Source organism: Stenoxybacter acetivorans DSM 19021 (genome assembly GCF_000745895.1).
Taxonomy (GTDB): domain Bacteria; phylum Pseudomonadota; class Gammaproteobacteria; order Burkholderiales; family Neisseriaceae; genus Stenoxybacter; species Stenoxybacter acetivorans.
This window is the reverse complement of sequence record NZ_JQKE01000025.1, coordinates 1-24,131: the sequence shown is the minus strand read 5'-3', so window position 1 is coordinate 24,131 and position 24,131 is coordinate 1. Positions and strand designations below refer to the sequence as shown.

Sequence of the window (24,131 nt, the reverse complement as noted above, 5' to 3'; positions counted from 1 at the left end):
AATTGTTTGGTAAAAAGCAAAAATAGTTTGCCGACAATACTTCAGCGTTTCTGCCGATTGCTTTTTGCTGTTTTCACTCGATTGCTGCGTTTTTTTGTGTCTGCCGTCGGATTATCGGGTTTTTTCGTATTTTCTGTTTTTGCCGTTGTGCTGCGCCGTTTTTTCTCGCCGCCGCTAATCAGCATCAAATCAATTTTGCTGGTGTCCAAATCGGCACGGGTTACTTTGACTGCCACGCGGTCGCCGACACTGAAGCGAACGCCGCTGCGCTCGCCGATAATCGCCATCATATCGGGGCGGTAATTGAAATAATCTTCGCCCAAATCGCTGATGTGAATCATGCCGTCGATGTAAATATCGTCCAGCGTAACAAATAAACCAAAGTTCGCCATACCGGAGATGCGGCCGCTGAATATTTCACCCACTTTGTCGCGCATGTAATAGGTTTTCAGCCAATTGCTGACATCACGGCTGGCATCATCGGCACGGCGTTCTGCCAGTGAGCAATGCGTGCCGAGTGCTTGCCATGCGGTGTCGGGCTGATAGGTGCTTTGCTGCAATACGGCTTTAATGGCGCGGTGTACGGTTAAATCGGGGTAGCGGCGAATGGGTGAAGTAAAGTGTGCGTATGCGGGGTAAGCCAAGCCGAAATGACCGTGATTTTCAGGTTCATACACCGCTTGCTGCATGGAGCGCAGCAGCATGATTTGCAAAACATTTTTATCGGGTCGGTTTTCAAATTTTTCCGCCAGTTCGGCATAGTCTTTGGGTGTGGGTTTGTCGCCGCCGTTTAACTGCAAACCGAGCAGGGCAAGCTGTTCGCGCAAAGCGGTGAGTTTTTCCGGCGTGGGTCCCAAATGATTGCGGAAAAGGGCTGTGTGCTTGTGTTGCAGTAAAAATTCAGCGGCGCAAACGTTGGCGGCAAGCATACATTCTTCGATGAGCCGATGTGCGTCATTGCGTTCCACCGGAATCACGCGCTCAATTTTACCCTGTTCGTTAAACAGCATTTCGGTTTCGACGGTATCAAATTCCATTGCCCCGCGCTGAGCGCGTTTTCTCAGCAAAATTTTATACAGGGCATACAGCTGATCGATTTGCGGTTTGAGCGGGTGGTTGCTGCCTTCGCTGATCCATTGCCATGTTTGGTTGTAGGTTAAACGGGCGTGTGAACGCATCACGGCGGGATAGAATTGATATGATTTTACGTTGCCGGCATGGGTTATCACCATGTCGCACACCATGCACAGGCGATCTACGTCGGGATTGAGTGAACAAATGCCGTTGGAAAGATTTTCAGGCAGCATGGGAATCACGCGGCGCGGAAAATAAACGCTGGTGGCGCGTTCTTGTGCGTCAATATCAATGGCGTCATCGGGTCGTACATAATGGCTCACGTCGGCAATGGCGACAATCAGGCGATGATTGCGGCCTTGTTTTTCTGCGTACACCGCATCGTCAAAATCCCGTGCGGTTTCACCATCAATGGTGAGCAGCGGCAGTGCGCGTAAATCCACCCGTCCTTTTGTGTCTGCGGGGCGTACTGAATCGGGAATTTTTGCCGCCGCTACTTCACATGCGGTGCTGAACAGGTGCGGTAAATGGTGTTTGCGTACCGCAATTTCGATTTCCATGCCGCTGTCAGCGTATGTACCCAGCACTTCAATAACGCGCCCGACGGCGGGGCGCGTCCCTTCCGGATAGGAATCAATTTGCGCCACCACTACTTGTCCGATATCCAGCCCTGTAACAGAATCCTGCTCCAAAATAATGCTGTTGATGAGCCGTTTGTCTTCAGGTACTAACATGGCAATGCCGTGTTCCACCAACAGCCGTCCGACCACGGTTTTATTGGCACGTTCCAAAATATCCAACACTTGACCTTCTCGCCGTCCGCGCCGATCTGTACCAATCGGGCGCACAATAACGATGTCGCCGTTCATTACCCCGCGCATTTGCCGCGCATACAGCACCAAATCGCTGCCGTCTGCCGAATTGAGCGGCACGGCAAAGCCAAAATCGTCTTTATGCACTTCAATGCGGCATTTCACCAATTCCAGTTTTTCTGCCGCACACACCGCGCCGCGCCGATTAATCAACACTTGTCCATCGCGCGTCATGGCGTTGAGGCGGCGTTCAAAAAAAGGAATTTCATCGCCGTTGATGTCAAATAAGGCAATTAAATCAGCCATTTTAATCGGCACACCCTGCCGTTCCAGCACCGCCATCACCCATTCGCGGCTGGGCAAAGGGTTGTCATAGCGTTGCTGCTCCCGAGCCAGATAAGGATCTTGGCGGCGAAGTGAAATGTCGGGTGAAGGGGTGTTTTTTTTCATGGGATAATTGACAATCTTTAAAGAGAATATATAATGCACAAATTCTGCTGTTTCGGCATACTAACCGAAACATGCCGTCCACGCAAAGCCCAGGTGGCGGAATTGGTAGACGCACTAGGTTCAGGTCCTAGCGCCCGTTTAGGGTGTGGAAGTTCGAGTCTTCTCCTGGGCACCAACATCAAATTTTTCAAAAATATTGCTGATTCAAGCAATCATTTCCAAAAATATTTTTCGCCCTTGTTTTTGGGCTGAGAATAAATCTGTTTATCAGCGATTTATCAGTACTGCGCAGGCAAATCATACAGCAAATCTTAAATGCCGAACGATTGTGTCCGCTTGCCGCTGCAAGATTTTCAATAATTCAACGCTTTGATTACAGCGTAGTATTATTCAGATCACTTGCAGAAACCGATGATGAACGAATAAGAATAATTTAAGCCGACTGCAAGTATGTATCCAAATTTGGCGGACTGAATACATTCAATGCTGCCTGAATCAATAAATTGGGTGGTTCTTGCTGCGGCGGCAGCGGATATTCACTTTCATACAAGCGGCAGTCGAATACCGCAAAGCCGTTTTGATCGCGAATTGATAAATGCACATCGGCAATTAAGGGGCGGTTTAAAGGCAGGTTTTGCGTCAGCAAATTCAGGCGGCGTGTCCCCAATAAAAAGCCCAAGCGTATGGCTTGCCCGTGTTCTTGAGCGAAACAGCCTTCCAGCGCACCGATACATTGCGCCAATAATTCCATGCCCATCCACGCCGGAATTGTGCCGTCGGCTTGTTGCAACGGATGTCCGTTGCGCAGGCATACCGCAGCACACAATCCGGTTTCGTCATAACTTAAAATGCGGTCAAGCAGCACCATGTTTCCGCTGTGTGGTAACAAAGGTGCGATGCGGGTAATCGGGCAGGGCAGCATTTCAGGCAGCCTCCTGTGGAGAACCAATAATCAAAGCAGCATTGCTGCCGCCAAAAGCGAATGAAGTACTCAAGCCGATGCGCGGCTGATTTAACCGCCAGCCATCGGTTGATGTGCTTAAATGAATCGGGGCAATATCAGGGTCTTGCCCGCGCGGCAAATATTGCGGCGGCAATTGTCCGTCGGGGTTGATGCGGCGGCTGATGCTCGCCCACAATAACGCCGCTTCCAAAGCCCCTGCGGCGGCTAAAGTATGACCGGTGTGCGGCTTGGTGGACGTACAACAAACCGTGTTGCCCAAACACGCCGCTACGGCAAGGCTTTCCATGGCATCGTTGTGTTCTGTGCCCGTGCCGTGCAGATTTACCCAGCCAATGGCTTGCGGCGGCAAGTCGGCGGAATGCAAGGCTGCCTGAATGGATTGCTGCGCACCCAAGCCGTCAGGGCGTGGGCTGGACATATGGTAGGCATCGCTGCCGACACCGTAACCCAATAACGGCAAGGCTTCGTCAAACAAAGGCTCACGGCTGATCACAAACACCGCCGCCGCTTCGCCGATATTGATGCCGCGCCGCTGTGGTGCAAAGGGTGCGGCAATCTCGTCAGACAACACCGATAAAGCGGCGAACCCATTGATGGTCAATGCCGATAAACAATCAACACCACCCACCACCACCGCATCAGCCAAATTGCTGCGCAGCAGTCTTGCCGCGCTGATTATCGCCCGCGCCCCTGAGGTACAGGCAGTGGAAATCACATAACGCAAACCCCGTAAACCGTATTGCGCGCTCATAAATTCGGCAGGCGACACCAAACATTGCTGCACTTGATTAAAGCCGCTGTCTGCCCACGGACCGCCGTTTGCCACATGCTGAAATGCTACGCGATTTTCGTCCATGCTGCCGTTAGAAGTTGCCATAAGCACCGCCACCCGCTCTGCACCAAAACGGCTTTTTACTGCCGAAATTTGCGCTTCAACCGCGCCCGCAGCATGCCACAGCAATTGATTGTTGCGCCCGAGAAACGGCGGCGGTGTGTCTTTGGCAAATGGGCGCAAAGGCAGGGTTACCGCGCCGACAGGCAAAGTACGCGGGGGTGTCCATTGGTCGGTTATGCTGAGAAAATCAGCTGGTTTTTGCCACAGCCTTTGCCATGTTGCGGCTAAATCGTCGCCCAATGCCGAAACCACGCCGGGGCAATGCAGGTAAACAGGCGTTTTCATGGTGGATATTTCTTAATGAAGACAAAGGTTACACAAGCAATCTGTCAAAATCGGAAAGATTGATGTATCGTCACGGCAATTCACGCTTCAAGGTTGCCGTCAGTAAATCATAGATTGCGTATTGTTTGGCAGACAATTTAGCATTTTTTGGCGTATTTTGAAGCAAATATGGTTTTCAGGCAGCCTTAATATATTTATGCTTGATGCGGGTGAGCATTACGCATTGTGAATCGGAATCACTGCATGATGATTGCGTTTGCTGCCGCCTTCACCGTAATGGCTGTGGATATAGTCTTCGACAATTTGTAAAAATTCAGCCGTCATGTTATTGCCCTTGAGTGTAACCGCGCGTTCACCGTCAATATAGACAGGGGCAATCGGTGTCTCTCCGGTACCGGGCAGGCTGATGCCGATGTCTGCCAATTTGCTTTCACCCGGACCATTGACCACACAGCCCATCACCGCCACATTCAAGGTTTCCACACCGGGGTATTGGCTGCGCCAGAGGGGCATTTTGTCGCGTAAATGGTGTTGAATATCACGCGCCAATTCTTGAAATACGGTGCTGGTGGTGCGCCCGCAGCCGGGGCAGGCAGTTACCATTGGGGTAAATGAACGCAATCCCATTGTCTGCAAAATTTCTTGTGCCACCACCACTTCTTGTTCGCGCGGACTGCCGGGTTCGGGCGTAAGCGATACGCGAATGGTGTCGCCGATACCCGTTTGCAGCAGCACCGCCAGCGCGGCGGTTGAAGCAACAATGCCTTTGCTGCCCATGCCCGCTTCGGTTAAACCCAAATGCAGAGGAAAGGCGCAGCGTGCCGCCAGATCACGATAAACATCAATCAAATCTTGTACATGCGATACTTTGCATGACAAGATAATTTTGTTTTCAGGCAGCCCCAAATCCACGGCTTTTTGTGCGGATTCCAATGCCGAAACGATTAATGCTTCTTTCATAACGGCTTCAGCGGGTTTCGGTGAAGACAATGCCATATTGGCGTCCATCATGCGTTTTGCCAGCACTTGGTCAAGCGAACCCCAATTCACACCAATGCGCACGGCTTTGTTGTGCTCGGCGGCGGTGCGAATCATGTAAGCGAATTTTTCATCACCTTTTGCACCTTTGCCGACATTGCCGGGGTTAATGCGGTATTTGGATAAAGCACGGGCACATGCGGGGAATTCTTGAAGCAAACGTTCGCCGTTGAAATGAAAATCACCGATTAGCGGCGTGTTGCAGCCCATGTCGTTTAACCGCTGCCGAATTTCAGCAACATTGGCTGCCGCTTCGGGGCTGTTTACGGTGATGCGCACCAATTCCGATCCCGCATCTGACAGCCGTTTTACTTGTTCGGCAGTTGCTTGGGCATCGGCAGTGTCGGTGTTGGTCATGGATTGCACCGCTATCGGCGCGTCTGAACCGATGCGGACATGGTCAATGGCTGCCTGAAAAGTGGGGCGGCGGCGTATGTGATTCATTGCGCTGTTTCGCCCACGGTTAAGGTAACGGGTTTACCGGAATCGGCTACCGGAATTTCTTTGCCGTTTAACATCATGCTGACGCCGTTGGGATTGCCAATGCGTATTTGGTACGGTGCTGCGCCGTCAAAACGCAGAGAAACACCGGCTTCGGCGATTTGGCTGTAGAGCGTTTCGCCTTTGGCATCATCAACCTTCAGCCAAGAAGTGTGCCGTAAATTGATGAGCAATGTTTGAATCGGCGGCGTTGCGGCACTTGCCGCCGCAATGTCGGATATCGCCGCACCGTTCAAATTTGATTCGCTTGCTGTTACTGCCACTGCTGTTTGGCCGCTTGCGGCGGACGCTGTGTTTGCGTCTTCCATGGGGATAACGCTGACATTATTGGTTTCCACTACCGGTACAGACGCGCTGACGGCTGCGGCTGCGGTTTCGGTATTTTTTTGTTTGGATTTACTTTGCCACACATAAATCACCGCAATAATGGCGAGCAGCAAAAATAAACCCAACACCCACTTGGGTATGCTTTTTTTTACCGGATCACCCTGATAATTTAAATAGTTTTTCTTAGCCGGTTTGGATTCGGTGGCAGATACCGGCGGTGTGGTTTTTTCTTCAGGGAAAATTTGTGCCAGATAGTGGTGTACTTGGGTATCGTTTACACCGACAAACCGCGCATAAGTACGCACAAAGCCTTTCACGAATACCGGTTCAGGTAGCCCCGTGTAATCGCCGCGTTCGAGTGCATCAATGCGGCGGACGGAAAATTTCAGGTTGTCGGCAATTTCGCCGAGTGAATAAAATCGATTTTCACGTGCTTGGCGCAGCAATTCGCCCAATGCCAAAGCGGGATCAACCGTTTCCGCCACTCGAATGGTTTCGGTTTCTGCTATGGCTTCAGCTTCAACCGCCTCAGGTTCGGTGATTGCTTCCGATACCGATTTATTCATTTCTTCAGAGGCTGTTTTCTCTTCGGTTGTTTTGCCTGAAACCGATTCTGCTTTTGTATCAGTGCCAGTTTCTTCCGTTGTCGTTTCCACAGAATCATTCTCAGCAGAATCGCTTTCAGACACGGTGTCGTTGCTGTTGATTACGGCTTCCGTATCGGCATCTGCATTCGGGCTGTCTGAAACAGTTTCCGTGTTGTCGGTTTGCTCGGCTGAATCATTTTCAGGCAGCTTTTCCGCGTCTATGGATTCTGCTACCGATTCGGTGCTTTCGGTTTCAAGAGCGGCATCGCGGTTAAGAGAATCATCAGTTTCCGGCTTATTTTTTTTGCTTCTCGGCAAGTTATTACGAGATGTCATGGCGCAGTTCCAGTTCCTGTAGAGATTTGTTCTAATTCGGGCGAATAAGGATAAAGCGTGCGTAATTGCGCTTCGTATTCATAAGCAGCCTGCCCTTTGCCCATGGCACGGGCAATTTTCCAGCCCAACAATAAATCATCGGCATTTAATGCGTTTACGCGGCTTTGGTATTGCCGGAATAAGTAATCGGCATTTTGTACATTGCCTGAAGCCAGTTCATTGCGGGCCATTTCTTTTTGTACGGGATAAAACCACGGCGCGGCGGCAATGGCGCGTTCAAAATAGGCTTTTGCCAAGCCGTATTGACCCATACGGCCGCTGCAAATGCCTTTATTCATGTTGGCGACTTCCGGGTTGGGGTAAGTGGGGTCTGCCAGCGCGCGATCAAAATATGCCATGGCATCGTTGGGGCGTTGCATCAAATCGCACAGAAACCAGCCGTAATTATTATTCACTTCGGCATTATTCGGTTCGAGATTCAGGGCGTGGCGAAAATATTCATCGGCTTTGTCTGCCACTTTGAGCTGTTGATAAATCTGGGCGCGCATCAGCCATGCGTAAACATAGCGGTTGTCGCTTTTAATCGCATCTTCCGCCGCAGCGATTGCTTGGCGGTAGTCTTGCGCTCTCATGTATTCCATTGCCAAGTGGGTTTTGGTTTGCGCCAGTGCTTTTGATCGCTCGGCAGCGGTGGGTTCTTTCAGACCGCCGCTGCTGCAAGCGGTGAGTAAAGCACAAGCAGCAAGTAAATAGCTGATTATTTTCATGACGCTTCCTTTCGTTCCAAGATTTGCCATTTTTGCCGGCGGCGGGTTTTGTCTTGTACTTGCCCCGCCAGTTGTCCGCATGCCGCGTCAATGTCGTTACCGCGGGTTTTCCGCACAGTAACCACCAAGCCGGCTGCCTGTAAAACATCACGGAATGCCTGAATGCGTGCAGAGCTTGAGCGTTGATAACCCGAATTCGGAAACGGGTTAAACGGAATTAAATTGAATTTGCACGGCACGTCCTGCACCAACGCCACTAATTCGCGTGCATGTTGTATTTCGTCGTTCACACCTTGCAGCATCACGTATTCAAATGTAATAAAATCGCGTGGGGCTTTTTCCAAATAGCGGCGGCATGCTGCCATTAAGATTGCCAGCGGGTATTTTTTGTTCAGCGGCACAATCGTGTCGCGCACGGCATCATTGGAGGCATGCAAAGAAACCGCCAAAGCAACGGGTGCGGCTTCGCGCAGCTTGTCCATTTGCGGCACCATGCCTGATGTTGATACGGTAACTCGGCGGCGCGATAACCCGTAGCCGTGGTCATCAAGCATGATGTTTACCGCCGTTATCACGTTGTCGAAATTTGCCAGCGGTTCGCCCATGCCCATCATCACCACATTGGAAATCACGCGTTCATTTTTCGGGGTAACACCCAAAGCCTTATTTGCCCACCACAATTGACCAATGATTTCCGCCGCCGTTAAATTGCGGTTAAAACCCTGTCTGCCTGTGGAACAGAATGTACATTCCAAGGCACAGCCGATTTGTGAAGAAATACACAAAGTACCGCGGGTTTCTTCGGGAATGAATACGGTTTCCACACCATTGCCCGTGCCGACATCCAACAGCCATTTGCGTGTGCCGTCTGCTGAATGTTGTTCGGTGATGAGTGCGGGAACGTGAATATCTGCGTGTTCAGTGAGTTTCTCGCGCAGCGATTTTGCCAAATCGGTCATATCGTCAAAGCACACCGCGCCGCCCAAGTGAATGTGGCGCATCACTTGTTTGGCGCGAAACGGCTTTTCGCCCATGGCGGCAAAATGGGCGGTTAATGCGGGCAGGTCGTAGTTGAGTAGATTGGTTTTCATGGGTATGCGGTCTTTTTTGCCTTAAATCAACTGCGCCGCTTCTTTTCGCTTTCTTTAAACAGAGCACAATCGGTTTAAGGCAAAAAACTCAGGCTGCCTGAGATACAGCAGGGCAGGCTGCCTGAATTGAAAATTTTTAACGCGGACAAATTTCGCTGTCGTCAAAGAAATAGGCGATTTCAATGGCGGCATTTTCGAGGCTGTCTGAACCGTGTACGGCATTGGCATCAATGGATTCGGCAAAATCCGCGCGAATAGTGCCGGCAGCGGCTTCTTTCGGATTGGTTGCACCCATTAATTCTCGGTTTTTGGCAACGGCATTTTCGCCTTCCAACACTTGAATCATCACCGGACCACTGGTCATAAATGTTACCAAATCGGCAAAAAACGGACGCGCTTTGTGTACGGCGTAAAAACCTTCGGCTTCGGCTTGGCTCAAGTGTTTCATTTTGGCTGCAATGATTTTTAAACCGTTGTTTTCAAAGCGGCTGTAAATTTGCCCAATAACGTTTTTGGCAACGGCATCGGGTTTGATAATGGAAATGGTACGTTCAACAGACATGTGTTTTGCTCCGAGTGTTTTGTAACGTTGATAATGAAATATACTTGCTTTTTGATGCAGTTGAATTATTTTTTATTCTACTGCACCGTTTCTCTGACCACGTTTCCCTTATGACATTTCACCGCTGCGATTCGCACGGAATACCTGGGTTCAGCCATAAGGCGGGAATATTGGAAAGTCAATACATCATTTTATCAATATTTTGGGTGTTTTAATACTTTTAATGCCATTTAACTTGATGTTTCTGCCGTTGTTTTGGGCGCATCAAGCGTTAAATGTGCTAAAGCCAGGTAGGATTCTGATTGCATCTCGATCAAACGGCTGGCACTGCGGGTAAATTCATTGGCAAAATCGCCCTCAGTGTAGATTTCATCAATCGGCACAGCGCAAGTGGCGCATAATTTGACGCGGTAATCGTACAACACGTCAATCAACCAAGTTAAGCGGCGCGCTTCATTGCGCTCGGTTTGGGATAAACGCGCAATGCCTGACAAAAACACCATACGAAAGCGTTCTGCCAGCACCAAATAATCTGCCTGTGAACGCAAGCCTCGGCAAAGGGTATCGAAATCAAACCAAATACTGCTGTCGGTTTGCCCGAGTGTCGGTAATGTCCGCCCGTAAATCTCAATGCTGCCGGCTTGTGCCGCTTCGCCGTGATTCATGCGTGAAAACAATTGCGCCAAACGGGTTTCGTTTTCCGCGCTGTTCGGTACATAAAACACATCGGCAGGGCTGAGGGTGCGCAATCGGTAATCTTCTCCGCCGTCCACGTTTAATACGGTTAATTCGTGCTCAATCAGCGCAATGGTGGGCAAAAAGCCGGAACGGTTTTGTCCGAGCGGATAAAGCTCGGCGGGTGCGTAATTGGAGGTGGCGACCAGCACCACACCTTCTGCGAACAAACCTTCGAGCAAACGCCCCAAAATCATGGCATCGGCAATGTCGCTGACGTGGAATTCATCAAAACACAATACGCGCACTTCATTGGCGATTTCCGTTGCCACCGTCCGCAAGGGATTGGCTTCACTTTTGTGATTTTGCAAACGATGATGAATGTCTGCCATAAACGCATGAAAATGCACACGCCGTTTGCGCCGATATGGCAGGCAGCCGTAAAACGCGTCCATTAAAAAACTTTTGCCGCGCCCGACACCACCGTAAAAATACAAACCTTTCGGCGTTTGCGGTGAACGCAAACTGCGCCCCAAAAAGCGGTTGCGTTTGCGTTTAAACATCATTAAATCCGACCAAAGTTTATCAAGCACTTTAATCGCGCGCAATTGAGAGGTATCGCTGATAAACCCCGGCTGCTGTTCGGCGGCTTGATACCACGTTAAAGGGCTGTGATTTTGAAAATCGGGAATAGTGAATAGGGGATTTGTCATTTCTCAATCGGTTCTTTTGCGGTTAGCCATTAATCATCAATATGACTCAATGGTTTTCAATCGCTCCGCTTTTCAGGCTGCCTGAAAAGCAGATTTCATTGCGCAATAAATATGTTTGTTAATGTAAATAGGCGAAACATTACCACAAGGTGCAGTAACGCATCAAAAAAACGCCGCTTACATAAAGCGGCGTTGTGTCAGATAAACGAGAGATTGCGTTATTTTTTCTGTGCAACGGACTGATCCACGCGTTCGCGCAATTCTTTGCCGGGTTTGAAATGAGGCACGTATTTTGCCTCTACTTCTACTTTTTCACCGGTTTTCGGATTGCGGCCGATTCGCGCAGGGCGGTAATTCAAATCAAAACTGCCAAATCCGCGAATTTCGATCCGCTCGCCCTGAGATAAAGCCTGAACCATTGTATCTACCAATACTTTCACGCTTTGCTCAAGGTCTTTGGCAACCAGCTGTGTCTGCGGATTTCGGGCAATATAACTTTCAGCCAACCGCATCATCAATTCGGATTTAGTCATAATTACTTACTCGTTGTCGCCGGACAATTTGGCTTTCAGCAAGTCGCCCAAGCTGGTGGTACCGGCAGAGACGTTGCCGGCGGTAACGTTGCGCAGTGCTTCGCTGGTTTCTTTGGCGTCTTTGGCTTTAATCGACAAATTGATGCTGCGGTTTTTGCGATCAACCGTGGTGATGACGGCTTCGACTTCGTCGCCTTCTTTCAGCACATTGCGAATGTCTTCAACGCGGTCATTAGACACTTCAGAAGCGCGCAGATAACCTTCCACATCGCCGTCTAAAGTAATCACTGCGCCTTTGGCATCAAGTGATTTTACCACGCCTTTAACCATGCTGCCTTTGTCGTTTACGGCGATGTAGTTACTGAACGGATCGCCAGACAACTGTTTGATGCCCAAAGAAATGCGCTCTTTATCAACATCAATTGCCAATACCATGGCTTCCACTTCTTCGCCTTTTTTGAACTGACGCACAGCTTCTTCGCCGCCGCCGTCTGTCCAAGACAAATCAGACAAATGCACCAAGCCGTCAATGCCGCCGGGCAAGCCGATGAATACACCAAAATCGGTAATGGATTTAACCGCGCCTTTGATTTTGTCGCCTTTATTGTAATTGGCTTCAAATTCTTGCCACGGATTGGGCTGGCATTGTTTCATGCCCAAAGAAATGCGGCGGCGGTCTTCGTCAATTTCCAAAATCATCACTTCGACTTCATCGCCCATTTGCACAACTTTGCTTGGGTGAACATTCTTGTTGGTCCAATCCATTTCGGATACGTGTACCAAACCTTCGATGCCTTGTTCGATTTCTACAAATGCGCCGTAATCGGTGAGGTTGGTTACTTTACCGAATAAACGCGTACCTTGCGGGTAGCGGCGAGCCAAACCGCTCCACGGGTCTTCGCCCAATTGTTTCATGCCCAAAGACACACGGCTGCGCTCTTGGTCGAACTTCAGCACTCTGGCTTCGACTTCTTGACCCACTTCCAATACTTCGCTCGGGTGTTTCACGCGGCGCCAAGCCAAATCAGTGATGTGCAGCAAGCCGTCGATGCCGCCCAAATCCACAAATGCGCCGTAGTCGGTGATGTTTTTCACGATGCCTTTAACCACAGTACCTTCTTGCAGGTTGTCCAGCAAGGCTTTGCGCTCTTCGCCCAATGTTTCTTCCAACACCGCGCGGCGGGAAACCACCACATTGTTGCGGCGTTTGTCGAGTTTAATCACTTTAAACTCAACCTCTTTGCCTTCAAAGGGTGAAGTGTCTTTTACCGGACGCACATCAACCAATGAACCGGGTAAGAAAGCGCGGACACTGCCGATCATCACGGTTAAGCCGCCTTTGACTTTGCCGTTGATTGCGCCGGATAAAATTTCACCGCTTTCCATTGCTTCTTCCAAGCGAATCCAATCGGCGGCGCGTTTGGCTTTCTCGCGCGATAATTTGGTTTCGCCAAAGCCGTTTTCCATGGATTCGATGGTTACGGTAACAAAGTCTCCAACTTTTACTTCAATCTCGCCCGCTGCATCTTTGAATTCGTTTACATCAATCAGTGATTCGGATTTTAAACCGGCGTTTACGGTAACGAAATTATTGTCAATCGCCACGACTTCCGCGGTAATGACTTCACCGGGGTTCATTTCTTGCAGGGTGAAACTTTCTTCAAGCAGTTGGGCAAAACTTTCCATAGTCATTCTGTTTTCTCAAAACGTACCGCCAAGGGATACAAAGGTTGGTTAAAAAAAGCGATGAATTCCTTGGCTGTCATCGCCGTAAAAATACATTCAGGCTGCCTGAAAAGGTTGCCGCCATTGCTCAGGCAAACAGGGGATTAAAGCGAGGTATTGTACACGAATTTCAGATTTGTCGATACCAATCAAGTACTTTTTGTACACTTTCTTCAATGCTCAAAGCTGATGTGTCCAGCCGTTTGGCATCGGGATCGGCTTGCAGCGGTGCAAACGAGCGGTTTCGGTCGGCTTCGTCGCGTTTTTCAATGTCCCGCAAGATGCCGTCAAATGCGTCGCCTTCTTCAGGCAGTCCCAGCTGTTTGGCGCGGCGCGCGGCGCGGACGCGTGCATCGGCGGTTAAAAATACTTTCAGACGCGCATTTGGAAACACGACCGATGCCATGTCGCGCCCGTCGGCAACCAAACCTTGATCGGTTAAAAAATCGCGCTGGCGCTGCAATAGTGCTTGCCGCACCGATTGCCATTGTGCAATGACAGAGGCATTCATGCCGATTTCTTCGGTGCGAATCGCATCATCAACGGCTTCGTCGTCCAGCCAAATGTGTTCTTGGGTAAAGCGCACCGGCAATTGCTGCGCCAGCTGTGCCACCGCCGATTCGTTTTCAGGGCTCACGCCTTGCCGTTGTGCGTACAGAGCGGTGAGCCGATACAGCGCACCGGAGTCCAAATAAGCCCAGCCCAAAGCCGCCGCCACCCGTGCCGCTACTGTGCCTTTGCCTGAGGCACTCGGTCCGTCAATGGCGATGACTTTTTGGTCAAGATTTGCTGTCTTGGTCATGGCGAATCATCTGATTATGTGATTTTCAGGCAGCCGGCGCAGGATTACGCCAATTGTCCGTGGCATTGCTTGTATTTTTTACCGCTGCCGCAGGGGCAAGGGTCGTTGCGGTGAATAACGATGCCGCGCGCTTCCAAAGCGGACGGGCTTAAATCATCATCTGCCGACAAAACGGGAACGTGCGGCGCGGTTTCTGGCGGCGCGGCTGCTTCTGTCGGATTGGGTTCAACTTGCACGGAAATCAAAATTGAGGCAGCGGTGTATTGAATGCTTTGCCACAGGTTTTGGAACATTTCAAATGATTCGCGCTTGTATTCCTGCTTGGGGTTTTTCTGGGCATAACCGCGCAAATGAATGCCTTGGCGCAAGTAATCCATGTCTGCCAGATGCTCGCGCCATTTGCTGTCGATGATGTTGAGCAAAACATTGCGCTCAAACTGCTGCATGGCAACGTGTCCGACCAGCTCGATTTTGGCGGCATAATCGGCTTCGACTTGCGCAATTAAGCGGTCGCGAATATCTTGGTTGCCCAGCGACGGATTTTCTTTCAGCCATTCACCAACGGGCGCGTGGGTGTGGAATTCACTGATGAGTTTTTGTTCCAAGCCGACAATGTCCCATTCTTCTTCCATGCTGTCAGGCGGTACAAAAGTGTCCACCAAATCCACCAATACATCATGGCGGATTTCGCGCACCCATTCGCCGATGTTTTCGTGTTCCAAAATTTCGGCGCGCTGGTTATAAATGACTTTGCGCTGGTCGTTGGCAACATCATCGTATTCCAATACTTGTTTACGCATATCGAAATTGCGGTTTTCCACTTTGCGCTGCGCGCCCTCGATTTGGCGGGTGAGCAAGCCCGCTTCAATGGCAACGCCGCGTTCGGGCGCCAAGCGGTTGAGAATGGCTGCGGCGCGGTCTAAGGCAAATAGGCGCAGCAAAGTGTCTTCAAATGACAGATAAAAACGGCTGGAACCGGGATCACCTTGTCTGCCGGAGCGGCCGCGCAATTGATTATCAATGCGGCGGCTTTCGTGGCGTTCCGTACCGATGATGTGCAAACCGCCGGCGGCGATGACTTGGTCGTGATCGTATTGCCATTGCTGCTGCAAGGCCTGAATCTTGGCTTTTTTTTCGTTTTCAGGCAGCCTGTCATCGCGGGCAATGGCATCAATTTGCGGTTTAATGTTGCCGCCCAGCACAATATCAGTACCGCGCCCCGCCATATTGGTGGCAACGGTAATCATGCCCGGCCGGCCGGCTTGTACCACAATATCGGCTTCGCGGGCGTGTTCTTTGGCGTTTAAGACATTGTGTGCCAAACCCGCTTTTTTGAGCAGTTCTGACACCAATTCCGAGTTTTCAATACTGGTTGTTCCCACCAAAACAGGCTGTCCGGCTTCATGCCGCATTTTGATGTCGGCAACCACCGCTTCGTATTTTTCTTCGGCGGTGCGGTAGATTTGGTCGTTTAAGTCTTTGCGCACCATTGGGCGGTTGGTGGGAATAATAACGGTTTCTAAGCCATAAATATTTTGAAATTCAAACGCTTCTGTATCCGCCGTGCCGGTCATGCCGGATAATTTTTGATACAGGCGGAAATAGTTTTGAAAAGTGATAGACGCCAAAGTTTGGTTTTCACGCTTGATTTCCACGCCCTCTTTGGCTTCCACCGCTTGGTGCAAGCCGTCAGACCAGCGGCGACCTGCCATTAAACGCCCCGTGAATTCATCGACAATCACAATTTCATCGTCTTGCACCACATAATGCTGATCTTTGAAATACAAACTGTGTGCACGCAATGCTGCCATTAAATGGTGCATCAGCATAATGTTGGCGGCGGAATAGAGCGAATCGCCTTCTTTGAGTAAACCCATGCGCGTTAATATTGCTTCGGCGTGTTCGTGCCCCGCTTCGCTGAGTAATACGCTGTGGGCTTTTTCGTCCACCCAATAATCGCCCTCACCGTCCTCGGCGGTTTGCCGCTGCAATAAAGGCGGAATTTGGTTCATCACTTGATACAAGCTGACATTGTCATCAGCCTGACCGGAAATAATCAAAGGTGTGCGCGCTTCGTCAATGAGAATGGAATCCACTTCATCAACCACGGCAAAATGCAATCCGCGCTGCACTTTTTCGCGCACATCATTCACCATATTGTCGCGCAGGTAATCAAAGCCGAATTCATTATTTGTGCCATAGCTGATGTCGGCGTGGTAAGCAGCTTGTTTTTCCTGAGAATCCATATTGGCAATAATCACACCCACGCTTAAACCCAAGAAGTGATACAAAGGCGCAAGGGTGGCGGCATCGCGCTGCGCCAGATAGTCGTTCACCGTTACCACATGAACGCCTTTGCCTGCCAGCGCGTTTAAATACACTGCCAGCGTGGCAACCAAGGTTTTGCCTTCGCCTGTGCGCATTTCGGCAATTTTGCCGTTGTGCAAGACCATGCCGCCAATCAGCTGCACATCAAAATGACGCATGCCCAAAGTGCGCCGGCTGGCTTCGCGGCACACGGCAAATGCTTCTTCCAGCAAGCTGTCAAGCGTTGCTCCGTCAGACAAACGCTGTTTGAATTCAGCGGTTTTGGCACGCAGCGCATCGTCGTCTAAGGCTTGTAATTCGGCTTCGCGAGCGTTGATTTTGGCAACAACTTTGCGGTATTGCTTAAGCAGCCTGTCGTTGCGGCTGCCGATGATTTTTTTTGCTAGTTTGGTCAGCATAATGGGATACCGCTTTACGGGCGGTTTATATAAGTGGAAACAGAATAACATGCAATTTTAGCACATCATCGCCGTGAAGATGTTTTGTTTCAAATTGATAAGATTGCCTGATGTTGAAACCCGATGAGCGGCTGTCGGTGTGGCTTTGGTATTGATTGTCGGCGGCGGCGATGTAGATGTTGCCGCTGCCGCTGTGGGCAAGGTCGGCGGCTTTCAGGCTGATGTTGTTGCCGCTTAAGATGAGGTTGCCCGCACCGCTGACGGTTAAATTCGCCACGCGGTCAATGCCGCTGCGGCTGCCGTCAAAGACGCTGCCGTTTTCGGATTCAATGTGTACTTGGTTGCGGTAGCCGCTGCTTTCGATGTTCAGGTTTTTACCGGCCAGGGCGGTTAATGCTTCTGCGGCGTGTATGCTGCTGCCGTGCAGGTCTATGTCGCCCGCCGCTTTGATTTGTATGTTTGCGCCGCTGAGCTGTCCGTGGGTGTCGCGGATGTTGGCGGCGGTTAAATCAATCAGTTGTCTGCCTAAAATGCTGCCGCTGTTTTGTATGTCGCCGCTGAGGTTGAGCAGTACCGCTTCGGCACTCACCAATGCGCCGCCCGGATACAGGTCTTGTGTCTGCGGTTTTAAATACACTTTGGGTACGAGAACGGTTTGAACGCTGCCGTCTGCTAAGGTTATGATTTCGCTGACCAGCCAAACGATGTCGCTGGTTAATTTCGCCACTTGCTCGGCACTTAAGGCGATGCCGGGGGTGAGGTTCATTTGTTTGGCAACTGTGGCGCCGTTGTCCATCAGGGCTTTGAACTGTTCTTCGTCGTTTTGATAGCCTTCTAAACGTCTCTGTCCGGTTAAGTTGGCGATTTGTTCGTTGATGAGCCGCTGCTCATAAAAGGCATCGCCTATGCGTTTTTGCGCCCGCTGCGGGTCAAGCTGCAGTTGCTGCAGCAGGTAGTCGCTGCCCAGCCAATGTTTGTGGTCGGTAAACTTCGGGTCGGTTTCAACCAGATAGCCGCCGGGCTGGGGGTTGATGTGGTACAGGCTGTTGTTGGGCAGAACGCTGCCGGCATGGGTTGGCTCGCCGGTATTGACGGCGATGTGGTTGCCGTTTTGGGTCTGAGAAAAATGGACGTACGCATCGGTCAGGCAGCCTGTGGCGGCGTGAATGACTTGATTACTCAATAGGGCGAGTAACGCGAATGAAAGCGGTTTTAAGTTCAAAATTTAATAACCATTTAAATTATTTTTCTATTATTCAATATATAAAACTTCTCTTTCTAATTGTGTATAAAATAATGTTAGCTTTTCTACAAGTTGATTTATCTCTATTTTTAGTTATAGCTATACTATTATTATTTTCAAAATAAATAAACACAGCCTATTCAGCAGATTTCAAGTAATTAACCGTAATCTTTCCGGTAAGTCGTTTTGAAAAATTTAATAGTTTAACTATATGTATAATCAAAACGTTTTTTATGAATCTGTTTAATTTTTGTATAATATTTTTTAAGTTTGGAAATATAATATTCTAGTTCATACTTTAGTATAAAAATTTCATCAATTTCATCAGATAGTCTATAATTAATATAGCAACATTTTTCTTCATCATAATCAGAAAGAAGCTTCCCCCCTAAAATTCTTATCATTTCTCCATTACTAACAGAAAATATTTCACCATATTCTCCATCTGTAAAATGAGATGATATAGCATTGTATGTATAATCCTCTTTTAAGTTATCTGAGTCTTCACGATTATCTTCATCCAAAATAAGAATATTTGACAACATAAACATCTCAACAATTGCCTGTTTTTTATCTATTTCAAATAATCTTTTATTAATAGGCATTTCTATAAAAGATGAGTTATTTAATAAATATTCAACATCTCTATTGAGTGTTACATAATGGTTAAATTTTTCTGGGTACATTTTACCATTGATATATATTACAAAAAAGCCTTCAATAAATGTTGGATCAACTGAAGCATTAGCATCATATTCAATTAAAAAGCCAAATTTTTCATAATCTCCAATAATCATTTTTACCAATTTACCTTATAAAATCTGCTGGCATTTTACTAATTGTATTAAAAAAAATTTCTTTTTTAAAAAATATCTCATTTATAGTTTTTCCTGAATCAGAACTCCATACAAATCGATCACCAGAGCTTGTTCCTAAAAAATAAATATCATAACCATTATCCCTCATTGTTGTACATGTTAAATCCAATATACCAGAAATTAAATCCTCACCAGTTTTAAAAAAATGATTATCAGCATTTTGAAATAACTCAAGGGCAGATATATTTATATCATTCTTAGGTACTTGTATTAAGTTAATATCAAAATAGGTAGCATATACACTTCTTAATTCAGATACACACACTTTATTAAAAATAGCTTCCCCATTTAAATAAAAATAAAACATGCCATTCTTCCAGAAATTATTTTCATTATTCCAATTTTCGACAATTTGAAACTGAAGTGCAAAATCATAAGGATCACCAAAAATCATTTTAATTTAACTCCTAATTTTCAAGGCTGATAGTCTTCAAACTCCCAAGCAAAAACACGGGAGAGTTTTTGGGCTATTTCCATCCAGTCATTGCCCTCACACTGATCAATATAATCAGTAATGGTTTTTGTGATTTCATTCAAATCATATTTACGTACCAGTAACGTGTGCCGCATTAGCTCTGGTAACCACTGATTTTTACAGAGCCATTCAGGAGTGCAGATGTGTAAATTAAAAGAATCTGCCCCTGTTTCATCAATAAATCCTATGTCTAAATTAACCAACAAGGTAAAACAATTTTTCTCTTCAGGCTTATAATTCTCTAAGCTGAAATTAGCAGAGTAAACCCACATACCTTTTAATATTGCTTTCATTTATTAATGCTCATATGTCCGTTGCTGATTGTTACTGATTTCCCAGTAGTAGGATTAACTTCTAATATTTGGAAATTAGCCTGTATCCCTGTAGGATTAAAATGAGTTGGAGTATTCGCTTTTTCTGTTGGTGGTCTATACAAACGAGAACCATCGGCACTAATCCAACAACCAGGGCAGTTTTTTTGGTTATCAACCAATCTAGCCCCATCTCCCACCCAAATTTTACCTAACCTATTTGCTTCATCCGCAGTTCCCATTCCGACAGAAAAATTGGGGTTTGTCGTGCCACTGCCTTTAGCTGCTGCTGCCAATCTCGAATCTTGCTTCGCAATATTGTTCAGGTTCTGCTGCATCAGTTCATCTTTTAGTTTCGGATAAGTCGCGACATTCTCTGCACCACTCGTTGTTTTATCACCCTTACCAGCTGCTGCTTTATCCGTCAGTACTGCACCACCCTTCACCTTAGTAACCACATTCAGAACGGTCTGTATCGCAAATCCTTCTGCCAACAACAACGCAACCTGTTCCTGAGGAGGCAAAGAAAATAAATAATCACGGGCAATTTGATTTTGTTGCAGCCGATTGGCAATTTGTTCATCACTTGCTCCCTCAGATTTTAGATCAGACAACAATACACGAGTATTTATCTCATCAAAATAAGGATTGTTTATAACACCGGCTGGCGACCATGTCGCACCGTTTTGCGTATAGATTTCTCCGCCTGTATTTGATGCTTGTTCACTGTCTCCTGCTCCCTGCATCATTTTATTTGCATACGAAGTAACCAGTATTTTGAATTCGTCTGCCGTTAATTGACCGCTGTTATACATAGCCAACGTAATTCTGTCGGCTAACTCTGCTGCATAACGATAATCAGCATTTACTTGTTGGCGGCAAGCATCAGTTTTACATTCATCATATCGTTGCTGATAATCATCAGCGCTTTGAACCCCTGCTGCTTTTAATTTTTTATTGAGCTGTTTTTCCTTATCGTTAAGTTTGTTTTCTCCTGAAGCGTTACTCAGCGCATTATTCACCACCGCATTATCACTCGCCACAGCCCCCGTTACCGCACCGGCACCTCCGCCCGTTACGCCACCAACCAAACCAGCCGCTAAGTTCGCTATATCGCGGATTTGGTCTTTCTCAGCTTCAGTTAATTTTTGGTTCGGTCTGTCGCCAAACAGGGTTTCGTGAACGATTTTTGCCATGACTTCGCCGCTCGCCGCACCCACCGCGCCGCTCACTGCCGCATCTGCACCGCCGCTGAGGTATGCCGCCGCTGCGCCCAAGGCGGCGTGGGCTAAGATTCTTGCCGCTTCGTTCGCTGCCGTTGGCTCTTGACCATTAAAATACTGACCGATTTGGTTGGCAGCATAGGGCATGGCGGCACCCGTTGCCGCTTGGCTGAGGTTGCCACCGGCAATACCGCCCGCCAGGGCTGCCAAGGCTTGGGCGGCGCGTTGGTAAGGGCTGCCGGTGCCGTATTGCTGTTCGGTTTGTTGGTACAGCTTGTCTGCCTGTTCGTAGTTTTGCCACAAGGGGTGGTTATTGCCCAGTTGCTGCTGTAAATATTCCGGGTTGTAGCCGTTGTTAGTCTTTCCGCGATATTCTTCCCATTGCTCGGGCGGGTGTCTTCCAATGCTTTTAACGCTTCATCGCGTTGCTGCCAACTCTCTTCTTTTTGAACATTGGCGGTGGTGGTGGCAATGGTGGACACAATCTCGCTGACCACCTGCGCCAGTGCCATATTGTCCTGCACTTTCTGCAAGTCAAATATGGGTTTTAATACCTGATTGGCGTGTTCGGTATCGCGGCTTAAGCCTGCCAATTGCGCATCGGTGGCTTGTTTGCCGTCGATGATGATAGTGGCTTCGCTGATTGCCGCTTTCGTGGTGCTGTCGGCATCACCGCTTTGGTAACTTGCGCTTGGCGGCGGTGCGCTGCCGATGCCGGCACTGCCGCCCACAGCTTGATATTCGGCATGATTGTTTAAGTCGCTGTATTTCAGTTCGCCGGTAATCAGGCTGTTTTTATCTTTGTTTGCTGTTGAAGCGATTACTGCACCTTGCAAATCGGTTGTGCCGTTTACTTTAATATTAAAGCCGCCATCGCCGGCGTAGATGCCGGTTTGTTCGTTTACCGAAGCGTAATCGCTGTCAATGCTTTGATGACCTGCTTGGGCATTGAAGCTGCCGCCGCCGTAGCCGTAAACCATGACTTCGCCGTAAACACTTTGGTCGTTTTGGCGGCTTTGGTATTGGTCGGTGTCTTGTTGGCTGATGAGGGTTAAATCTCTGCCAACGGTAACATCTGTCCGTTACTGATTATTACTGACTTCCCAGATGTTACCACCATCGTGGATAATCATTGAATGTGCTGTATATAATATCTCTTGATTCATTTGTAAGCATTTCTTCACCTTTCGCTAATGTTATACAAGCATCCAGGTTTTCTTTAGCACAGAACCATTGTAATCGATTTTGTGCTACGTCTATAGTCAATTCAAAAAGTCTATTTATATCCATAAGCCTAGCAATTTCACCTTTACGCATAGCTTCTATAAATAAATCAAATACACTACATTCAATCCATATTTGTGTATTTACAACCAATGAGTAACCAAATTTTTTGACATTAATTTTAATGTCAAATTTTATTGACGGAAGATGCTTATCAATTTCTAGGAGATCCATTGAGATATTTATTGGATTACTAATACTTATATCCATTTTAGTGAGCTCCCACATAACGAGCATGAATAATTGTAGGCAACTCATCACTAGAACGAGGAGGTTTAAATTCTAGCTGCCACCCATCTACAGTAATTCTTTCATTATAAGGAATTTTATTTTTAGTCGCCGTATTAACAGCAGATTGAAAGCTTTTAAGCTCAACCTGACTAGCTAGCCTTACAGCTTCTGGTGTATGTGTAACAGCTTTAGATGCTGCATATTCAACTATATGTTCTGTCGCGTTCTCATGAACCCATACTTTTTGTCCATTTGGCAAAGTCATTTCAAACGATTTAGGAATTACCGACCCAGGATACACAGGCTGAGTTTCTTTAATTGAATCAAAAATAGTTCCTGTCTTCCCTTTTCCCACCGACCCAGACTTACCAGTAACCTTAGCCACAATTTTTTCTGTTAATGTAGCACCACTTTTCACAGTACCCGCACCACCGGCAATTAATCCCACTATATCTGTGATCAGTTTGCCACCTTCAACGCCTGCATTAAATGAACCGCTGCTTCCTGCTTTCTCGAATTCCATTTCCATATGGTTAATACGGTCAATATAAGATTGTTTTACCTCATTTGAGATCTTGCTCAGTACATCATCGCTACTAAACAAGGCTTTTAGTGCCTCATAAGTTTCAATTGGACTGGTGGCTATCGATATAATACCTTTAGCTGTGTCATACAACTCTATCGGAACGCCGGCAATCACTCCCGCCGCAAAACTACTATCTTGCTTTATGTCAATGGCAGTCCATTTCGCACGCACTTCTACTCTACAATATAGGTTCTGACAGGCGGCGATTTCTTTATCTCTCTGATCCTGCTGTGCCTGGCTCAGATAATTATTCACCACCGCATTATCACCCGCCACAGCCCCCGTTACCGCACCGACACCTCCGCCCGTTACGCCGCCAACCAAGCCAGCCGCTAAGTTCGCTATATCGCGGATTTGGTCTTTCTCGGTTTCGGTTAAATCTTGGTTCGGTTTGCCTCCAAACAGGGTTTCGTGAACGATTTTTGCCATGACTTCGCCGCTCGCCGCACCCGCCGCACCGCTCACTGCCGCATCTGCACCGCCGCTGAGGTATGCCGCCGCTGCGCCTAAAGCGGCGTGGGCTAAGATTCTTGCCGCTTCGTTCGCTGCCGTTGGCTCCTGACCATTAAAATACTGACCGATTTGATTGGCGGCATAGGGCATGGCGGCACCCGTTGCCGCTTGGCTGAGGTTGCCGCCGGCAATGCCGCCCGCTAAGGCTGCCAATGCTTGGGCAGCGCGTTGGTAAGGGCTGCCGATGCCGTATTGCTGCTCGGTTTTTTGGTATAACTGATCTGCCTGTGCGTAGTTTTGCCACAAGGGGTGGCTATTGCCCAGTTGCTGCTGTAAGTATTCCGGTTTGTAGCCGTTTTTGGTTTTACCGCGGTATTCTTCCCATTGCTCTGGCGTAAGGGTGTCTTCCAATGCCTTTAACGCTTCATCGCGTTGCTGCCAGCTTTCTTCTTTTTGAACATTGGCGGCGGTGGTGGCAATGGTGGACACAATCTCGCTGACCACCTGCGCCAATGCCATATTGTCCTGCACTTTCTGCAAGTTAAATATGGGGGCTAATACTGAGTTGGCGTGTTCGGTGTCGC

The 24,131-nt window shown here is 48.3% G+C and carries 22 protein-coding genes and 1 tRNA gene; 2 read left to right on the top strand and 21 right to left on the bottom strand.

The genetic code is table 11. The features are described from left to right. Nucleotides 1–41: 41 nt before the first annotated feature. On the bottom strand, nucleotides 42–2,336 hold the full coding sequence (rnr, locus tag Q384_RS04685; protein ID WP_051940464.1) for a ribonuclease R: 2,295 nt from the start codon (nucleotides 2,334–2,336) through the stop codon (nucleotides 42–44). 87 nt (nucleotides 2,337–2,423) lie between these two features. Between rnr and Q384_RS04680 the strand changes: the two genes are divergently transcribed. Beyond that, nucleotides 2,424–2,511: transfer RNA gene (locus Q384_RS04680), tRNA-Leu, on the top strand. Between the two features lie 258 nt (nucleotides 2,512–2,769). Here the strand turns inward: Q384_RS04680 and Q384_RS04675 are convergent. The 17 genes from Q384_RS04675 to Q384_RS12890 form a co-directional block, all read right to left on the bottom strand. Further along, complete coding sequence (locus tag Q384_RS04675; protein ID WP_037586277.1) at nucleotides 2,770–3,258, bottom strand: hotdog family protein; 489 nt, start codon at nucleotides 3,256–3,258, stop codon at nucleotides 2,770–2,772. A 1-nt stretch (nucleotide 3,259) separates the two neighbouring features. After that, nucleotides 3,260–4,480, bottom strand: a complete 1,221-nt coding sequence (locus Q384_RS04670; protein ID WP_037586276.1) for a beta-ketoacyl synthase N-terminal-like domain-containing protein — start codon at nucleotides 4,478–4,480, stop codon at nucleotides 3,260–3,262. Between the two features lie 216 nt (nucleotides 4,481–4,696). After that, nucleotides 4,697–5,962, bottom strand: coding sequence for a flavodoxin-dependent (E)-4-hydroxy-3-methylbut-2-enyl-diphosphate synthase (gene ispG / locus Q384_RS04665; RefSeq protein WP_037586274.1), 1,266 nt, complete (start codon nucleotides 5,960–5,962; stop codon nucleotides 4,697–4,699). Then, nucleotides 5,959–7,269 carry a helix-turn-helix domain-containing protein gene (locus Q384_RS04660; RefSeq protein ID WP_037586272.1) on the bottom strand — a complete coding sequence of 437 codons (1,311 nt, stop codon included), beginning with the start codon at nucleotides 7,267–7,269 and terminating at the stop codon, nucleotides 5,959–5,961. Before Q384_RS04660 ends, ispG begins: the two co-directional genes overlap by 4 nt. Next, nucleotides 7,266–8,036: a type IV pilus biogenesis/stability protein PilW gene (gene pilW / locus Q384_RS04655; RefSeq protein ID WP_037586269.1), complete on the bottom strand. Its 771-nt coding sequence runs from the start codon at nucleotides 8,034–8,036 to the stop codon at nucleotides 7,266–7,268. Before pilW ends, Q384_RS04660 begins: the two co-directional genes overlap by 4 nt. After that, entirely contained in the window at nucleotides 8,033–9,127 is a 1,095-nt protein-coding gene (gene rlmN / locus Q384_RS04650; RefSeq protein ID WP_037586267.1) for a dual-specificity RNA methyltransferase RlmN, read from the bottom strand. The genes pilW and rlmN overlap by 4 nt, the downstream gene beginning before the upstream one ends. Nucleotides 9,128–9,263: 136 nt before the next feature. Further along, nucleotides 9,264–9,689, bottom strand: a complete 426-nt coding sequence (gene ndk / locus Q384_RS04645) for a nucleoside-diphosphate kinase (RefSeq protein ID WP_037586265.1) — start codon at nucleotides 9,687–9,689, stop codon at nucleotides 9,264–9,266. A 230-nt stretch (nucleotides 9,690–9,919) separates the two neighbouring features. Continuing rightward, on the bottom strand, nucleotides 9,920–11,077 hold the full coding sequence (gene zapE / locus Q384_RS04640) for a cell division protein ZapE (protein WP_037586264.1): 1,158 nt from the start codon (nucleotides 11,075–11,077) through the stop codon (nucleotides 9,920–9,922). Nucleotides 11,078–11,295: 218 nt separating this feature from the next. Further along, nucleotides 11,296–11,610, bottom strand: a complete 315-nt coding sequence (locus tag Q384_RS04635; protein WP_037586263.1) for an integration host factor subunit beta — start codon at nucleotides 11,608–11,610, stop codon at nucleotides 11,296–11,298. A gap of 6 nt (nucleotides 11,611–11,616) precedes the next feature. Then, nucleotides 11,617–13,302, bottom strand: coding sequence for a 30S ribosomal protein S1 (rpsA, locus tag Q384_RS04630; RefSeq protein ID WP_037586262.1), 1,686 nt, complete (start codon nucleotides 13,300–13,302; stop codon nucleotides 11,617–11,619). Between the two features lie 163 nt (nucleotides 13,303–13,465). Next, the gene (cmk, locus tag Q384_RS04625; RefSeq protein ID WP_037586261.1) at nucleotides 13,466–14,137 is read right to left on the bottom strand and encodes a (d)CMP kinase; all 672 of its coding nucleotides are present in this window, start codon (nucleotides 14,135–14,137) and stop codon (nucleotides 13,466–13,468) included. A 44-nt stretch (nucleotides 14,138–14,181) separates the two neighbouring features. Further along, complete coding sequence (gene secA / locus Q384_RS04620) at nucleotides 14,182–16,863, bottom strand: preprotein translocase subunit SecA (protein ID WP_037586290.1); 2,682 nt, start codon at nucleotides 16,861–16,863, stop codon at nucleotides 14,182–14,184. Nucleotides 16,864–16,888: 25 nt separating this feature from the next. Beyond that, nucleotides 16,889–18,085, bottom strand: a complete 1,197-nt coding sequence (locus Q384_RS04615; protein WP_156956452.1) for a beta strand repeat-containing protein — start codon at nucleotides 18,083–18,085, stop codon at nucleotides 16,889–16,891. Between the two features lie 224 nt (nucleotides 18,086–18,309). After that, entirely contained in the window at nucleotides 18,310–18,903 is a 594-nt protein-coding gene (locus Q384_RS12605) for an Imm42 family immunity protein (RefSeq protein WP_051940462.1), read from the bottom strand. Between the two features lie 10 nt (nucleotides 18,904–18,913). Beyond that, nucleotides 18,914–19,378 carry an Imm42 family immunity protein gene (locus Q384_RS04605; protein WP_037586258.1) on the bottom strand — a complete coding sequence of 155 codons (465 nt, stop codon included), beginning with the start codon at nucleotides 19,376–19,378 and terminating at the stop codon, nucleotides 18,914–18,916. Between the two features lie 20 nt (nucleotides 19,379–19,398). Further along, the gene (locus tag Q384_RS04600; protein WP_037586257.1) at nucleotides 19,399–19,752 is read right to left on the bottom strand and encodes an immunity 8 family protein; all 354 of its coding nucleotides are present in this window, start codon (nucleotides 19,750–19,752) and stop codon (nucleotides 19,399–19,401) included. Next, nucleotides 19,749–20,966: a VENN motif pre-toxin domain-containing protein gene (locus Q384_RS12890; RefSeq protein ID WP_169740834.1), complete on the bottom strand. Its 1,218-nt coding sequence runs from the start codon at nucleotides 20,964–20,966 to the stop codon at nucleotides 19,749–19,751. Before Q384_RS12890 ends, Q384_RS04600 begins: the two co-directional genes overlap by 4 nt. Here Q384_RS12890 and Q384_RS14245 point away from each other — a divergent pair. Then, nucleotides 20,965–21,099: a hypothetical protein gene (locus Q384_RS14245; protein ID WP_281174500.1), complete on the top strand. Its 135-nt coding sequence runs from the start codon at nucleotides 20,965–20,967 to the stop codon at nucleotides 21,097–21,099. The genes Q384_RS12890 and Q384_RS14245 overlap by 2 nt on opposite strands. On the opposite strand, the gene Q384_RS13215 is transcribed toward Q384_RS14245, so the two are convergent. The 3 genes from Q384_RS13215 to Q384_RS04580 form a co-directional block, all read right to left on the bottom strand. Next, nucleotides 21,059–21,973 (bottom strand): hypothetical protein, encoded by a 915-nt coding sequence (locus Q384_RS13215; RefSeq protein ID WP_037586255.1) that lies wholly within the window; start codon nucleotides 21,971–21,973, stop codon nucleotides 21,059–21,061. The genes Q384_RS14245 and Q384_RS13215 overlap by 41 nt on opposite strands. A 130-nt stretch (nucleotides 21,974–22,103) precedes the next feature. Further along, nucleotides 22,104–22,487, bottom strand: coding sequence for a hypothetical protein (locus Q384_RS04585; RefSeq protein ID WP_156956450.1), 384 nt, complete (start codon nucleotides 22,485–22,487; stop codon nucleotides 22,104–22,106). Between the two features lies 1 nt (nucleotide 22,488). Further along, nucleotides 22,489–24,131: VENN motif pre-toxin domain-containing protein (locus Q384_RS04580; protein ID WP_037586252.1), on the bottom strand; the 1,643-nt coding region annotated here is incomplete at its 5' end.

Bases quoted from the DNA above. Each gene is read 5' to 3' on its own strand.
- Q384_RS04660 (WP_037586272.1), bottom strand. From the start codon at position 7,269: ATGACATCTCGTAATAACTTGCCGAGAAGCAAAAAAAATAAGCCGGAA.
- Q384_RS04635 (WP_037586263.1), bottom strand. From the start codon at position 11,610: ATGACTAAATCCGAATTGATGATGCGGTTGGCTGAAAGTTATATTGCC.
- Q384_RS12890 (WP_169740834.1), bottom strand. From the start codon at position 20,966: ATGGCAAAAATCGTTCACGAAACCCTGTTTGGCGACAGACCGAACCAA.
- Q384_RS04600 (WP_037586257.1), bottom strand. From the start codon at position 19,752: ATGAAAGCAATATTAAAAGGTATGTGGGTTTACTCTGCTAATTTCAGC.
- Q384_RS13215 (WP_037586255.1), bottom strand. From the start codon at position 21,973: ATGGTTTACGGCTACGGCGGCGGCAGCTTCAATGCCCAAGCAGGTCAT.
- rpsA (WP_037586262.1), bottom strand. From the start codon at position 13,302: ATGACTATGGAAAGTTTTGCCCAACTGCTTGAAGAAAGTTTCACCCTG.
- Q384_RS04585 (WP_156956450.1), bottom strand. From the start codon at position 22,487: ATGGATATAAGTATTAGTAATCCAATAAATATCTCAATGGATCTCCTA.
- pilW (WP_037586269.1), bottom strand. From the start codon at position 8,036: ATGAAAATAATCAGCTATTTACTTGCTGCTTGTGCTTTACTCACCGCT.
- Q384_RS14245 (WP_281174500.1), top strand. From the start codon at position 20,965: ATGACTTCGCCGCTCGCCGCACCCACCGCGCCGCTCACTGCCGCATCT.
- Q384_RS04670 (WP_037586276.1), bottom strand. From the start codon at position 4,480: ATGAAAACGCCTGTTTACCTGCATTGCCCCGGCGTGGTTTCGGCATTG.
- ndk (WP_037586265.1), bottom strand. From the start codon at position 9,689: ATGTCTGTTGAACGTACCATTTCCATTATCAAACCCGATGCCGTTGCC.
- Q384_RS04605 (WP_037586258.1), bottom strand. From the start codon at position 19,378: ATGATTTTTGGTGATCCTTATGATTTTGCACTTCAGTTTCAAATTGTC.
- Q384_RS12605 (WP_051940462.1), bottom strand. From the start codon at position 18,903: ATGATTATTGGAGATTATGAAAAATTTGGCTTTTTAATTGAATATGAT.
- cmk (WP_037586261.1), bottom strand. From the start codon at position 14,137: ATGACCAAGACAGCAAATCTTGACCAAAAAGTCATCGCCATTGACGGA.
- zapE (WP_037586264.1), bottom strand. From the start codon at position 11,077: ATGACAAATCCCCTATTCACTATTCCCGATTTTCAAAATCACAGCCCT.
- rnr (WP_051940464.1), bottom strand. From the start codon at position 2,336: ATGAAAAAAAACACCCCTTCACCCGACATTTCACTTCGCCGCCAAGAT.
- Q384_RS04675 (WP_037586277.1), bottom strand. From the start codon at position 3,258: ATGCTGCCCTGCCCGATTACCCGCATCGCACCTTTGTTACCACACAGC.
- secA (WP_037586290.1), bottom strand. From the start codon at position 16,863: ATGCTGACCAAACTAGCAAAAAAAATCATCGGCAGCCGCAACGACAGG.
- ispG (WP_037586274.1), bottom strand. From the start codon at position 5,962: ATGAATCACATACGCCGCCGCCCCACTTTTCAGGCAGCCATTGACCAT.
- rlmN (WP_037586267.1), bottom strand. From the start codon at position 9,127: ATGAAAACCAATCTACTCAACTACGACCTGCCCGCATTAACCGCCCAT.